Source organism: Kocuria rhizosphaericola, assembly GCF_044462205.1.
Lineage (GTDB): Bacteria > Actinomycetota > Actinomycetes > Actinomycetales > Micrococcaceae > Kocuria > Kocuria rhizosphaericola.
In genome coordinates, this window is record NZ_JBISWK010000164.1 from 1 (window position 1) to 13,341 (window position 13,341).

Genomic DNA, 13,341 nt, shown 5'->3' on the forward strand with positions numbered 1-13,341 from the left:
CGTGCTGGCCCAGGCGCTCGTCAAGGAGGGCCTGCGCAACGTGGCCGCCGGCGCCGACCCGCTGAGCCTCAAGCGCGGCATCGAGAAGGCCGTCGCCGCGGTCACCGAGGAGCTGCTGGCCTCCGCCAAGGAGGTCGAGACCGAGGAGCAGATCGCCGCCACGGCGTCGATCTCCGCCGGCGACCCCGAGATCGGCCGCCTCATCGCCCAGGCGATGGAGAAGGTCGGCAAGGAGGGCGTGATCACGGTCGAGGAGTCCAACACCTTCGGGCTGGACCTCGAGCTGACCGAGGGCATGCGCTTCGACAAGGGCTACCTCTCCGGGTACTTCGTCACCGACGCCGACCGCCAGGAGGCCGTCCTCGAGGATCCGTACATCCTCGTGGTCAACTCCAAGATCTCCGCGGTCAAGGACCTGGTCCCCGTTCTCGAGAAGGTCATGCAGGCCGGCAAGCCGCTGCTGATCATCTCCGAGGACGTCGAGGGCGAGGCCCTGGCGCTGCTGGTGCTCAACAAGATGCGCGGCTCCATCAAGTCCGTGGCCGTCAAGGCCCCCGGCTTCGGCGACCGCCGCAAGGCGCAGCTGGCCGACATCGCCATCCTCACCGGTGGCCAGGTCATCACCGAGGAGGTCGGGCTCTCCCTCGAGACCGCCACCGTGGACCTGCTGGGCCAGGCCCGCAAGGTGGTCGTGACGAAGGACGAGACCACCATCGTCGACGGCGCCGGCACCGCCGAGGAGATCGAGGGCCGCGTGGCCCAGATCCGCGCCGAGATCAACAACTCGGACTCGGACTACGACCGCGAGAAGCTGCAGGAGCGCCTGGCCAAGCTGGCCGGCGGCGTGGCCGTCCTCAAGGCGGGTGCCGCCACGGAGGTCGAGCTCAAGGAGCGCAAGCACCGCATCGAGGACGCCGTGCGCAACGCGAAGGCTGCCGTGGAGGAGGGCATCGTCGCCGGCGGCGGCGTGGCCCTGATCCAGGCCGGCCAGAAGGCGTTCGACAAGCTGCAGCTCACCGGCGACGAGGCCACCGGCGCGAACATCGTCAAGGTCGCCATCGACGCCCCGCTCAAGCAGATCGCCATCAACTCCGGTCTCGAGGCCGGCGTGGTCGTGGACAAGGTCCGCGGCCTGCCCCAGGGCCACGGCCTCAACGCCGCCACCGGCGAGTACGAGGACCTGATGGCCGCGGGCATCAACGACCCGGTCAAGGTCACCCGGTCCGCGCTGCAGAACGCGGCGTCCATCGCCGGGCTGTTCCTCACCACCGAGGCCGTCGTGGCCGACAAGCCGGAGCCCGCGGGCGCCGGCGCCGGTGCCGACGACGGCATGGGCGGCATGGGCGGCATGATGTGATCGACGGCTGAACCGTCGAGCGTGCCCAGCACGCATCCGGCACGGGCCGGGCGCCTCACGGAGGTGCCCGGCCCGTCGTCGTCCCCGCAGCCGGTGCCGCGGGGCCGGAAGTGGTGTTCAATCGTAAGCACCAGCTGCCGGAGGAGGAGCCGTGGGCGTCGTCGTGTGGGACGCGGTCCCCGTCCAGGTCGCGCTCGTGCTGATCGCCTTCGGACTCACGTCGCTGGTGGGCCTCGAACGGCGGCTTCGGCGCAAGAGCGCCGGACTGCGCACGCACGCCCTGGTCGGCACCGGCTCGGCGGTGTTCACCCTCGTGTCCGCCTACGGCTTCGGCGCCCTGCCCGGCATCGACTCCGGTCCCGACCCCTCCCGCGTGGCGGCCCAGATCATCACGGGCATCGGCTTCCTGGGCGCGGGCGTGATCTTCACGAACCGGGACGTGGTGCACGGCCTGACCACGGCCGCGAGCATCTGGCTCTCCGCCGCCATCGGCATGGCCTGCGGGGCCGGGCTCGTGCCGCTCGCCGTCGTCGCCACGGGCCTGCACTTCGTCTCCGCGCTCCTGCTGACCCCGCTCTCCCGCCGCCTGCCCGGGATGGTGGCCCCGCAGGGCCTCCGGCTGCGCTACGCGGACGGGCACGGAGTGCTGCGGGAGGTCCTCACCGTCGTCGACGAGCTGCAGCTGAGCGCCTCCGTGGTCTCGAGCCGGACGGTCGAGGCCCCCGGGGGCGCGGAGGTGGAGCTGCTCCTGCGGCTCGACGGCAAGACGGACCTGCGCACCGCGGCCGTCCAGCTGTCGAAGGTGGCCGGGGTGCACGACGTCGCCCAGCAGCAGCTCGAGCCGGAGCCCGGCGACTGAGCCCGTGGTTCGCAGGAGCCGTGGCGTACCGGGTCCGGGCGCCGTGAAAAGATGGTGCCATGACGATCACTGCTGCCGCCGACGGCTCCGCGCTGGGCAATCCCGGACCCGCGGGATGGGCCTGGTACATCGACGACAACACCTGGCGGGCGGGCGGATGGCCGCACGGCACCAACAACATGGGCGAGCTCAAGGCCGTCCTCGACCTGCTCGAGGCCACGGCCCACCGCCCCGACGAGCCCCTGCGGGTGCTGTGCGACAGCCAGTACGTCATCAACTCGATCACGAAGTGGATGCCCGGCTGGAAGAAGAAGGGCTGGAAGAAGAAGGACGGCAAGCCCGTCCTCAACGTGGAGCTCATGAAGGCCCTGGACGCCGCGATGGCGGGCCGGGACGTGCACTTCGAGTGGGTCAAGGGCCACGCCGGCCACGAGCTCAACGAGGCCGCCGACCTCCGCGCCCGCGCGGTGGCCACCGCGTTCCAGACCGGGCGCCCCGCGCCCGAGGGACCCGGCTTCGACGGCGCCTCCCGGCACCCCGGCGGGGAGAGTCCCCGGACCCCGGCCCCGCGGCCGGTGGAGGCCCCGGAGCCCGACGCGTTCGAGGACCGCCACGACCCGGACCTGCTGAGCGAGCTGCTCGCCCACGAGGAGGAGCTGGCCCGCGGGCGGACGGCGGGGGAGACCGTCCAGGCCCTCGAGCAGGACCTGCTGCGCCCGGAGGTCAGGGCGGACCCGGGCCGGCTGGGCCAGCTGCTGCACGAGGCCTTCACCGAGGTCGGGGCCTCCGGGTCGTGGTGGTCCCGGGAGGACGTCCTCGACCGGCTGCCCCGGGAACCGGGCCTCGGCACGGCGGACGTGCACGTGCTCGAGGCCGTCGAGCTCGGCTCCGCGGCCGTGCACCTCGTCTACCGGCTCACGGCCGGGGACCGCACGAGCCTGCGCAGCTCCCTGTGGGTCCGGGAGGACTCCCGCAACGAGCTGGGCCCCTGGCAGCTGCGCTTCCACCAGGGCACCTATGAGTCCTGACGGGCCCGCCTACACCTCGGGGGCGTCGTCGACGGGCTCGATGCCCGGTATGCGCACGGTCATCGTCGCCCCGCCGCCGGGGGTCTCGGTGAGGCGCACGGTGCCGTCGTGCTGCTGGACGATCGCGGCCACGATCGACAGCCCCAGCCCCGTGCCGCCGGTCTCCCGCGTGCGGGAGGAGTCGGCCCGGTAGAAGCGCTCGAAGACGCGCTCCGCGTCCTCGCCCTGGATGCCCGGGCCGTGGTCGCGCACCTGCAGGACGGCGTTGAAGGACTCGTCCACCGAGCGCTCCACGCCCACCGCGATCTCGATCGGGGTGCCCTCCGGCGTGTAGCGCAGGGCGTTGGTCACCAGGTTCGCCACGACCTGGCGGAGCCGGAACTCGTCGCCGTGCACCCACGCCGAGACCGGCGCCCCGCCCCGCAGACCCTGGACCTCGATCCGCCGGTCGGGGGCGGAGACCCGGGCGTCCCCGGCCGCGTCGAACGCGAGGTGCAGCAGGTCCACGTCGACGTTCTCCGCGGGCCTCCGCTCGTCGAGGCGCGCGAGCATCAGCAGGTCCTCCACGAGCTGCGTCATCCGCTTGGCCTCCGACTCGATCCGGGACATCGCGCCGGCCACGTCCTCGGGGTCCTGCAGGGCGCCGTGCCGGTAGAGCTCCGAGTAGCCCCGGATGGTCACCAGGGGAGTGCGCAGCTCGTGGGAGGCGTCGGCCACGAACCGCCGCAGTTTGGCCTCGGACCGGGTGCGGGCGTCGAAGGCGTCCTCGATGTGGCCGAGCATCGCGTTGAGGGACGCCGAGAGCTGGCCGATCTCCGTCTGCCGGTTGTAGCCCTCCATGCGCTGGGAGAGGTCGCCCTCCGCGATGCGGGCGGCGGTCTGCTCCACCCGGTGCAGGGGCGCGAAGGCGCGGGTGACCAGGATCCAGCCGACGGCCATGGCCGCGAACAGGGTCGCCACGCCGAAGCTCAGCGTCAGGAGGGTCACCGCGCTGAGCATGGCGTTCATGTCGTCGAGCGGCTCGGCGACCGCCACCACGAGGTTCAGCCGCTCCGTCTCCGCGGCGACCACCCGCCACCGGCGGTCCGGGGCGTCCACGGAGCCCACGGTCGTCGGCTCGAAGGGGTTCTCCCGCACGTGCTCGAGGTCGATCTGCGAGAGGTCGGGCCGCCGCTCGAGCACTCCGTCCGGCGTGTTCAGCGCCTCGGCGAGCGTGGCGCCCTCGGCGTCGAGCAGGAATCCGGCGTGCGGCACCTGGACGCCCTGCGCGCTGCCCATGTCCGCCACCAGCACCGTGGAGACCGACCGGACGGAGTCCTCCAGCCCGCGGTCGATGTCGTTCAGGAGCGAGGTCCGCAGCACCGAGATCGCCACGAAGCTCGTCACCAGGATGGACAGCGCCAGGAGCAGGCCCGTGAGCACCATGAGCTGCGAGCGCAGGGAGGCCGAGCGCCACCGGGAGGACAGGGTGTGCATCCCGGGACCGGGTCAGTGGTTCTTGTGCGAGGACCGCAGGAGGTAGCCGACGCCGCGCTTGGTGTGGATCAGGGGCGGCAGCTCCGGGTCGTTGTCGATCTTCCGGCGCAGGTAGGAGATGTAGGACTCCACGATCGATGCGTCGCCGTTGAAGTCGTACTCCCACACGTGGTCGAGGATCTGCGCCTTGGACAGCACCCGGTTCGGGTTGAGCATGAGGTAGCGCAGCAGCTTGAACTCGGTGGGGGACAGGTCGATCTCGCGCTCTCCCCGGAACACCTCGTGCGCGTCGTCGTCGAGGACCAGGTCGTCCACGCGCAGCCGGGAGTCGTCCTCCTCGGCGGGCTGCGTGCGGCGCAGGACCGCGCGGATGCGGGCGACGACCTCGTCGAGGCTGAAGGGCTTGGTGACGTAGTCGTCACCGCCCACGGTCAGCCCCGTGACCTTGTCCTCGGTCTCGTCCTTGGCGGTGAGGAAGAGGATCGGGAAGTGCCGCCCGGACGCGCGCAGCTTGCGGGTCACGGAGAAGCCGTCCATGTCGGGGAGCATGACGTCGAGCACCGCGAGGTCCGGGTTCTCGGACTCCGCCTTGGCGAGGGCGTCACGGCCGTTGGCGGCGGTGACCACCTCGAAGCCGGCGAAGCGCAGGGACGTGGCCAGCAGCTCGAGGATGTTGGGCTCGTCGTCGACGACGAGCAGTTTCGCTTCGGGGTTGTCGTTCTTCACAGTGCCCATTTTCTCGGAACATCCTGAACGCCGGCTGAACGGCGGTCACCGGTCGTCGGGGAGTTCGCCGGGGGCCTCGAGCGCCGCGGCGTCGACGATCCGGTAGGCGTAGCCCTGCTCCGCGAGGAAGCGGCGGCGCTTGGCCGCGTAGCCGGCGTCCACGGTGTCGCGGGCCACCACGGTGTAGAAGGTCGCCGGACGGCCGTCGCGCTTGGGCCGCAGCAGCCGGCCCAGGCGCTGCGCCTCCTCCTGCCGCGACCCGAAGGCCCCCGAGACCTGCACCGCGACCGAGGCCTCCGGCAGGTCGACCGAGAAGTTCGCGACCTTCGAGACCACCAGCACTGGCAGCTCCCCGGCGCGGAAGGCGGCGAAGAGCTTCTCCCGCCGGGCCGTGCTCGTGCTGCCCTTGAGCACCGGGGCGTCGAGCAGCGAGCCCAGCTCGTCGAGCTGGTCCAGGAACTGCCCGATCACGAGCACCGGCTCCCCGTGGTGGCGCGCCACGAGCCGGGCCACCACGTCGAGCTTGTGCGGGGAGGACGAGGCGAGGCGGTGCCGGTCGGCGTCCTCCGCGGAGGCGTAGGCCATCCGGTCCGCGAGGGGCAGCTCCACCCGGACCTCGACGCAGTCGGCGGGGGCGATGTGGCCCTGGGCCTCGATCTCCCGCCACGGCGCGTCGTAGCGCTTGGGCCCGATGAGGGAGAACACCTCGCCCTCGCGGTGGTCCTCGCGCACCAGGGTGGCCGTGAGGCCCAGCCGGCGCCGCGCCTGCAGCTCGGCGGTCATCCGGAACACGGGGGCGGGCAGCAGGTGCACCTCGTCGTAGACGATCAGCCCCCAGTCGTGGCCGTCGAGCAGCTCCAGGTGGGGGTGGATCCCGCCGCGGCGAGCGGTCAGCACCTGGTAGGTGGCGATCGTCACGGGGCGGACCTCCTTCACGGCCCCGGAGTACTCGCCGATCTCGTCCTCCGTCAGGGTGGTCCGCCGCAGCAGTTCGGCCTTCCACTGCCGCGCCGAGACCGTGTTCGTGACCAGGACGAGCGTCGTCGTCGAGCTCGCGGCCATCACCCCGGCGCCCACCAGCGTCTTGCCGGCGCCGCAGGGCAGGACGACGACGCCGCTGCCGCCCGCCCAGAAGTTCTCCACCGCGTGGCGCTGGTACGGGCGCAGGGACCAGGCCTCGCCCGTGAGCGGGTCCGTCTCCGTCAGGGCGACGGGATGGGGCGTGCCGTCCACGTAGCCGGCCCGGTCCTCCGCCGGCCAGCCCACGGTGAGCAGCAGCTGCTTGAGCTGGCCGCGCGCGCTCGCGTGCACCACCGTGGTGGCGCCGTCGATGCGGGGCCCGAGCAGCGGGGCGATCCTGCGGTGCCGGGCGATCTCCTCCAGCACGGGGGCGTCGTGGCAGCGCAGCACGAGTCCGTGCACGGGGTCCTTCTCGAGCACGAGGCGGCCGTAGCGGGACATCGTCTCGTCGATGTCCATCAGCAGGGCATGGGGGACCGGGAAGCGGGAGCGGGTGAGGAGGACGTCGAGCACCTGCTCGGCGTCCAGTCCGGCGGCCCGCGCGTTCCACAGCCCCAGCGGGGTGATGCGGTAGGTGTGCACGTGCTCCGGGGCGCGCTCGAGCTCGGCGAAGGCGGCGAGCTCCCGCCGGGCCTCGTCGGCGTCCTCGTGGTCGAGCTCGAGGAGCACGGTCCGGTCGCTCTGGACGATCAGGGGTCCCACGGGGCGGCTCCTCCGCTGTCGGTCGGGTCGTCGGTCGGGTGCTGCGCACGGTACTGGCCGGTGAGCCGGTCCACCAGCTCCTGGATCTCCTCCGCGGAGGGGACGGGCAGACGCGGGGCGGGGACCTCGAGATGCAGGGCCGGGTCGGCGGCTGCGGGCGCCGGCGGGCCGGGCTCCGGGGGGCCGGCGTCGAGGGCCGGTTCCGTGCCCGTGGCCCGGACGGCGGCCGCGAGCTCCCGGAGCCCGCCGTCCCGGCCGGCCGGGCCCCGGCGCCGGCCGGGGACCTCCTCACCGGCGTCGACCACGAGCACGCCGGGCGCGGGACGGCGCAGCCGCCGCCCCGCGAGGTCCGGCGAGCCGGCGAGCGCCTCCAGCAGCTCCTCCTCGCCGGTGAGCACCCAGTCCGCCCGGGTGATCCGGATCCGCCCGTGCCCCCGGCCGGCCTCCTCGACCAGGTAGCTCAGGGCCTGCGGCACCGGGCCCCGGCTGTGCTCCTCGAGCCAGGCCAGGATCGAGGACGGGGTCCAGCCGGCGTCGAGCGCGCGGTGCAGGGAGCGCTCGCTGAAGCGGTGCCGCGGGACCGGCCCGTGCCCCTCCGGCTCCGCCAGCCGGCCGAGCTCGCGGGCCACGTCCGGCGCGAGGTAGCCGGTGGCCGTGGCCGTGAGGTCCCCCTGCAGCAGCACCTCCCGCGAGGGTGCGGGCAGCCACCCGGCCACGGCGCGGGCGGCGTCCTCGGGTCGGCCCTCCGCGACGGCCAGGCCGGGCGCGGTCAGGGCGTCGGCGCCCACCAGCCCGAGCTCGGCGGCCTCCGTCAGCATCCCCGGGCCCCACCGGTCCAGGCCCCGGGCCAGGCGCGGGCGACGCCAGCGGGCGAGCGCCAGAACGTCCTCGGGGCCGTGGCCCCCCGGCGCCCGTCCGGCGAGCTCGGCGTGGGCCGCCAGCAGCGCCCGGCGCACGGCCGGGGCCTCCGGAGCGTGCGTGCCGCGGGTGAGGACCCCGATGACGGAGCCGTCCGCCAGGGGCAGGCCCACCGCGGAGGGGACGACGTCGGAGGCCAGCCACGACCGCACCACGTGCCACCACTGGCCGGTGCGCCCGGCGTCCTCGAAGGGCGCCGGCGCGGGGCGCCAGGTCGACGTGTCCGGGTCCAGGCGCACGAGCCCGGCGAGCTCGCCCAGGCCGAGGAGGCGGACGAGCTCGGGGTGGTCGATCCCCAGGGCCGAGCGCAGGCGGCGCAGCTCTCGCACGCCGATCCCGCCCGCCCGCAGAGTGCTCAGCGGCCGGGCCCTCAGCTCGGCGCGCAGCGCCGCGGTGCGCCGCAGCAGCTGCTCGACCGCCGCCGCCGCGGCGTTGTCCCGCAGCCGGTCGGGCACGCGCGCCCCCGGAGGGACGGGAGGCTCCGGGGGCGTGGTGGCCCAGGGGTCCGGTCCGCGCAGGAGCAGGCCGACCTCCCGCGGGAGCTCCACGTGGCGGGAGTCCACGGGGAACAGGACGCCGTGGGCCAGGAGCCAGTCGACGGGCCGGGCGTCGGCGTCGGCCGCCGGGTCGGCACGGCGCAGGGCATCGGGCAGGGCGCCCACGGGACGGGCTCGGAACCGCTCGAGGACCTCCCGCGCCGGAGCGGGCCACTGCGCGAGCTCCTCGGCGGTGTGCGGCCCGGACCCGGGTCGCGGTGCGGCCGGTGACTCGTCGCGCAGGCGTGCGGCGAGGGCGGCGAGCACCTGCCGCGGGCGGCCGAGGCCAGCGGGATAGCGGCCGAGGGCCTCCGCCAGCCCGGGCACGAGCCGCAGCACGTCGCCGTCCCGGTGCACGAGGCCCAGGCGGTGCAGGCGGTCCCAGGGCGGGCCGGCCGGCAGCCGCGCGGCGGGCTCGTCCGGGGAGCCCAGCACCACGGCGCGCTCGACGGCGTCCAGCTCGGGCCGGGAGAGGATGTCGAGGGCCCGGCGCAGACCCGCACGGGACAGCAGCGCCTCCGCGAGCTCCTCGACCGAGGCCGTGCCCGGGCGCACGGCGTCCGGCCGGGCGGCGAGCAGCTCGCCCAGCTCGGCGGGGGAGCGGGACGCGAGATCCCGGAGCAGGCCGTCCGGGAGCACGGATCAGGCCCGGCGGCGGCGCAGCAGGGAGCGCAGGAGGACCGCGCAGAACAGCAGGAAGGCCACGGGGAGCGCGAACCACGGAACGACGGTGAGCCCGTCCCAGGGATCCGCGCCGACGGCCTTGAGCACGAGCAGCAGGGCGAGGCACACGGCGCACACCAGGCCGAGCACGACCGCGGAGGCGCCGAGGACGTCGACCCCGGGGCGTCGGGCAGTGCGGTTCGCGGGCGCGGCGGCACGGTCGTCGGAAGCAGGCATGGCTCCAGAGTACCGAGCGGAACGGTGTGCCGGTGACCGCGCCCCGGCGGACCCCGCCCGCGGAGCGGGGCTAGAATGGGATGTTCCACAGGGTGGCCCGGCGGCATGGACCGACGGGCCGCCCCTCCACGAACACGAACACGAGGACGAGGGAGACAGCGTGCCCACCGGCAAGGTCAAGTGGTTCGATGCGAAGAAGGGCTTCGGGTTCCTGGCGGCCGACGACGGCCAGGAGGTGTTCCTGCCCTCCTCGGCGCTGCCCTCCGGGGCCACCACGGTGAAGTCGGGGACGCGGATGGAGTTCGGGGTGGCCCAGGGACGGCGCGGCGCGCAGGCGCTCTCCGCCAGGATCCTGGACCGGACCCCGTCGGTCGCGAAGAACGTCCGGAAGCCCGCCGACGAGATGGCGGTCATCACGGAGGACCTCATCAAGCTCCTGGACGACATGTCCAACGGGCTGCACCGTGGCCGCTACCCCGACTCCGCGCACGGGAAGAAGATCGCCGCGATCCTGCGCACGGTGGCCGACAACCTGGACGTCTGAGGCCACCGCACCGCCGAGCCGTTCCACCCACCGCCCCCGAGCACCCACCGCGGGCACCCACCACCGGCATCCACCACCGGCATCCACTACGAGGGAGACCAGCAGTGACCGAGGAGACCGTCCAGGACGCGACCGCCGAGGCCGTGCCCCCGGCGCCCGAGCCGGCGGCGGCGCCCCGCCGCCGCCGGACCCCGAAGCAGGACCCCCTGCTCGTGGCCGACGTCGCCACGGCCCGCGCCGGGGTGGAGCAGATCGCGGAGCCCTCCCAGATCGGTCCCGGGCACCGGGTGACGGTGGAGGAGGACCGGCTGGTGGTCCACCTCTTCGAATGCACGCTGCCCGGCTACCGGGGCTGGAACTGGTTCGCGAGCCTGGCCCGGGCCCCGCGCAGCAAGGCGGTGACGGTCTGCGAGGTCGGCCTGCTGCCCGGAGAGGATGCTCTCCTGGCGCCCGAGTGGGTCCCGTGGTCCGCCCGGGTGAGCGACGAGGAGAAGGCCCAGGAGGAGCAGGACCGGGCCGAGGACGAGGCCGGGGAGAACGCCGCGGCCGGCGCGTCGGAGGCCTCCGGGGCCGCCCCCGGGGCACCCGGCGGCGACCAGGTCCCGGAGGACCGTTCCGAGGCCGGGACCGTCCCGTCGAAGGAGGGCGAGCGGCCCTGACGGCTCCGCCGGGGACCGCGGGGCCGGACGGTGCCCCGGATCCCGCGCGCGGGATGTTCCGGTCCTTCCGGTTCCGCAACTACCGGCTGTGGTTCCTGGGCGCGCTCGTGTCCAACATCGGGACGTGGATGCAGCGCACGGCCCAGTCGTGGCTGGTCTTCGACGAGCTCTCCGACCACGACGCCACCGCCATGGGCGTGGTGACGGCCCTGCAGTTCCTGCCGCAGCTCTTCCTCGCTCCCTGGGCCGGCGTGCTCGCGGACCGGCTCGACCGGCGGCGCCTGCTGCTGTGGACGCAGTCGGCCATGGCGGTGCTGGCGGCGGGGCTGGGGGCGCTGGTCCTGGCCGACGCGGCGACCCTGTGGCACGTCTACGGCTTCGCCCTCGCCCTGGGCGTCGTCGCCACGCTGGACGCCCCCGTGCGCCAGACCTTCGTCTCGGAGATGGTCGACGACGCCTACCTCTCCAACGCCGTGGCGCTGAACGCGACCTCGTTCAACACGGCCCGGATGATCGGGCCCGCCGTGGCCGGCGTGCTCGTCGCCTCGATCGGGTCGGGCTGGGTGTTCCTCCTCAACACGCTCACCTTCGGCGCCATGCTCGCGGCCGTCCTCGCGATCCGCACGGACGAGCTGCGCGGGATGCCGCGGTCCGGCCGGGGGCGGGGGCAGATCCGAGAGGGACTGGCCTACGTCGGCAGCCGCCCCGACATCGTGGCGGTGCTGATCACGATCTTCCTCATCGGCACCTTCGGGCTGAACTTCGCGGTGTTCCTGGCGGCCATGGCCGGACCCGAGTTCGGTCGCGGCTCGGAAACCTTCGGGCTGCTCAACTCGGTCCTCGCGGTCGGCACGGTGGCGGGGGCCCTGCTCTCGGCCCGGCGCCGCAGCGCCCGGCTGCGCTACGTCTACGGGGGCAGCGCCGTCTTCGCCGTCAGCTGTCTGGGCGCGGCGACGGCACCCAGCCTGCCGCTGTTCGCCCTGTGGCTGGTGCCCTGCGGACTGTCCTCGCTGACCATCATGACCACCGCCAACGCGTACGTGCAGTCGACCACCTCGCCGGTGATGCGCGGACGGGTCATGAGCCTCTACATGGCCATCTTCATGGGCGGCACCCCGATCGGGGCGCCCGTCGTCGGCTGGATCACCGACGCCCTCGGGGCGCGCTGGGGGATGGGGGTGGGCGTGGCCGCTGGACTCGGCGGCGCCGTGGTGGGCTTCGTCGTCTGGCTCCGGCTGCGCGCGGAGCGCCCCTCCGTCGAGGACGCCGCCTAGCGCTCGGACCGTCCGCGGAGCTGCTCGACGACGTGGTCGACGCAGTGCAGCAGCCGGGCCACGTCGTCCGGCTCGATCGAGACGAACGTGGCGATCCGCAGCTGGTTGCGCCCCAGCTTGCGGTAGGGCTCGACGTCCACCACGCCGTGGGCGCGCAGGACAGCCGCGACACCGGCCGCGTCCACGGCGTCGTCGAAGTCCACGGTGGTGATCACGGTGGAGCGGTCCTCCGGGCGGGCCACGAACGGGGTCGCGAAGGACGACGCCTCGGCCCACGCGTAGACCAGGTCGGAGGACTCCTTCGTCCGGGCCGCGGCCCACGCCATGCCGCCCTGGTCGTTGAGCCACCGGACCTGCTCGTCGAGCAGCACGAGAGTGGCCAGGGCGGGAGTGTTGTAGGTCTGGTTCTTCCGGGAGTTCTCCAGCGCCGTGGTGAGCTGCAGGAAGTCGGGGATCCACCGCCCCGAGGCGCCGATCCGTTCGATCCGTTCGATCGCCGCGGGGGAGAAGGCCCCCAGCCACAGTCCGCCGTCGGAGCCGAAGTTCTTCTGCGGGGAGAAGTAGTAGACGTCCGTCGCCGCCAGGTCCGCCGCCATCCCGCCGGCGGCCGAGGTGGCGTCGACCAGCACCAGGGCCTCGTCCCCGGTGCCGGCGGGGCGGGCCACGGGGGCGGTGACGCCGGTGGAGGTCTCGTTCTGCGGCCAGGCGTAGACGTCCACGCCCTCCTCCGCGCGGGCCTCCGGGCGCGTGCCGGGGGCGGACTCCACGATCGACGACGCCTCGAGGAACGGGGCGCCGTCGGTGGCCTGGGCGAACTTCGCGCCGAACTCACCGAACACCAGGTGCTGGGCCCTGCGCTGCACGAGCCCGAGGGCGGCCGCGTCCCAGAAGGCGGTGGCCCCGCCCAGGCCCAGCAGCACCTCGTAGCCTTCGGGGAGGCCGAGGAACTGCGCGAGGCCCTCGCGCACCGAGCGCACGAGCTCCTGGACCGGCGCCTGGCGGTGGGAGGTGCCGAGCAGGGCGGTGCCGGCGCGGGCCACGGCGTCGACCTGGGCCGGGCGGATCTTCGAGGGGCCGGCGCCGAACCGGCCGTCGGCGGGCAGCAGGTGCTCGGGGATGGTGACGTGTGCGGGCAACGGGAGCTCCCTGGTGGACGACAGGCGGTGGGCGGCGGGCGGCGGGCGCGGCCGCCGCGAGAGGGCGTTCGCGCCTGTCGCGCCTCGGCCCATTCTGCCCCACCCGCGGACGCCGGGCTCCGCGTGCGCCGTCCTCCCCGGATGCCGCGGGGATCGCCCACTAAGCTCGTGCGGGAAGACCGGACCGGGCGGGACCACCGGGGCCG

At 74.1% G+C, this 13,341-nt stretch carries 12 protein-coding genes; 6 read left to right on the forward strand and 6 right to left on the reverse strand.

All coding sequences use genetic code 11. From position 1 onward, the window contains the following. The 3 genes from groL to ACH9D2_RS16950 form a co-directional block, all read left to right on the forward strand. Nucleotides 1-1,357, forward strand: a 1,357-nt coding sequence (groL, locus tag ACH9D2_RS16940) for a chaperonin GroEL (protein WP_396363993.1), incomplete at its 5' end; no start/stop codon positions are given. Nucleotides 1,358-1,508: 151 nt separating this feature from the next. Then, nucleotides 1,509-2,216, forward strand: coding sequence for an MgtC/SapB family protein (locus tag ACH9D2_RS16945; RefSeq protein ID WP_396363994.1), 708 nt, complete (start codon nucleotides 1,509-1,511; stop codon nucleotides 2,214-2,216). A 59-nt stretch (nucleotides 2,217-2,275) separates the two neighbouring features. Next, nucleotides 2,276-3,244: an RNase H family protein gene (locus ACH9D2_RS16950; RefSeq protein ID WP_396363995.1), complete on the forward strand. Its 969-nt coding sequence runs from the start codon at nucleotides 2,276-2,278 to the stop codon at nucleotides 3,242-3,244. A gap of 9 nt (nucleotides 3,245-3,253) precedes the next feature. Here ACH9D2_RS16950 and ACH9D2_RS16955 read toward each other — a convergent pair whose 3' ends face one another. Genes ACH9D2_RS16955 through ACH9D2_RS16975 form a run of 5 tightly spaced genes read right to left on the reverse strand, consistent with a single transcriptional unit; the run spans nucleotide 3,254 to nucleotide 9,522 of the window. Continuing rightward, nucleotides 3,254-4,720 (reverse strand): sensor histidine kinase, encoded by a 1,467-nt coding sequence (locus ACH9D2_RS16955; RefSeq protein WP_396363996.1) that lies wholly within the window; start codon nucleotides 4,718-4,720, stop codon nucleotides 3,254-3,256. A 12-nt stretch (nucleotides 4,721-4,732) separates the two neighbouring features. Beyond that, complete coding sequence (locus ACH9D2_RS16960) at nucleotides 4,733-5,455, reverse strand: response regulator transcription factor (protein ID WP_396363997.1); 723 nt, start codon at nucleotides 5,453-5,455, stop codon at nucleotides 4,733-4,735. Between the two features lie 36 nt (nucleotides 5,456-5,491). Next, the gene (locus ACH9D2_RS16965; RefSeq protein WP_396363998.1) at nucleotides 5,492-7,168 is read right to left on the reverse strand and encodes a DNA repair helicase XPB; all 1,677 of its coding nucleotides are present in this window, start codon (nucleotides 7,166-7,168) and stop codon (nucleotides 5,492-5,494) included. Further along, nucleotides 7,156-9,261: a helicase-associated domain-containing protein gene (locus ACH9D2_RS16970; RefSeq protein WP_396363999.1), complete on the reverse strand. Its 2,106-nt coding sequence runs from the start codon at nucleotides 9,259-9,261 to the stop codon at nucleotides 7,156-7,158. Before ACH9D2_RS16970 ends, ACH9D2_RS16965 begins: the two co-directional genes overlap by 13 nt. A gap of 3 nt (nucleotides 9,262-9,264) precedes the next feature. Beyond that, nucleotides 9,265-9,522 (reverse strand): hypothetical protein, encoded by a 258-nt coding sequence (locus ACH9D2_RS16975; RefSeq protein ID WP_396364000.1) that lies wholly within the window; start codon nucleotides 9,520-9,522, stop codon nucleotides 9,265-9,267. 160 nt (nucleotides 9,523-9,682) lie between these two features. Here ACH9D2_RS16975 and ACH9D2_RS16980 point away from each other — a divergent pair, with 160 nt between their 5' ends. From ACH9D2_RS16980 to ACH9D2_RS16990, 3 genes are all read left to right on the forward strand, one after another. Further along, nucleotides 9,683-10,066, forward strand: coding sequence for a cold-shock protein (locus ACH9D2_RS16980; RefSeq protein WP_396364001.1), 384 nt, complete (start codon nucleotides 9,683-9,685; stop codon nucleotides 10,064-10,066). Between the two features lie 104 nt (nucleotides 10,067-10,170). Then, a complete protein-coding gene (locus tag ACH9D2_RS16985) occupies nucleotides 10,171-10,725 on the forward strand; it encodes a DUF3027 domain-containing protein (RefSeq protein WP_396364002.1) in 555 nt (184 codons plus the stop codon). A gap of 53 nt (nucleotides 10,726-10,778) precedes the next feature. Continuing rightward, nucleotides 10,779-11,999 carry an MFS transporter gene (locus ACH9D2_RS16990; RefSeq protein WP_396364003.1) on the forward strand — a complete coding sequence of 407 codons (1,221 nt, stop codon included), beginning with the start codon at nucleotides 10,779-10,781 and terminating at the stop codon, nucleotides 11,997-11,999. On the opposite strand, the gene serC is transcribed toward ACH9D2_RS16990, so the two are convergent. Next, nucleotides 11,996-13,135, reverse strand: a complete 1,140-nt coding sequence (serC, locus tag ACH9D2_RS16995; RefSeq protein ID WP_396364004.1) for a phosphoserine transaminase — start codon at nucleotides 13,133-13,135, stop codon at nucleotides 11,996-11,998. The two genes, ACH9D2_RS16990 and serC, sit on opposite strands and share 4 nt — an antisense overlap. Nucleotides 13,136-13,341 lie beyond the last annotated feature (206 nt).

Excerpts from the sequence above, each read along its gene's own strand:
- ACH9D2_RS16975 (WP_396364000.1), bottom strand. The coding sequence starts at position 9,522 with ATGCCTGCTTCCGACGACCGTGCCGCCGCGCCCGCGAACCGCACTGCC.
- ACH9D2_RS16950 (WP_396363995.1), top strand. The coding sequence starts at position 2,276 with ATGACGATCACTGCTGCCGCCGACGGCTCCGCGCTGGGCAATCCCGGA.
- ACH9D2_RS16955 (WP_396363996.1), bottom strand. The coding sequence starts at position 4,720 with ATGCACACCCTGTCCTCCCGGTGGCGCTCGGCCTCCCTGCGCTCGCAG.
- ACH9D2_RS16990 (WP_396364003.1), top strand. The coding sequence starts at position 10,779 with ATGTTCCGGTCCTTCCGGTTCCGCAACTACCGGCTGTGGTTCCTGGGC.
- ACH9D2_RS16960 (WP_396363997.1), bottom strand. The coding sequence starts at position 5,455 with ATGGGCACTGTGAAGAACGACAACCCCGAAGCGAAACTGCTCGTCGTC.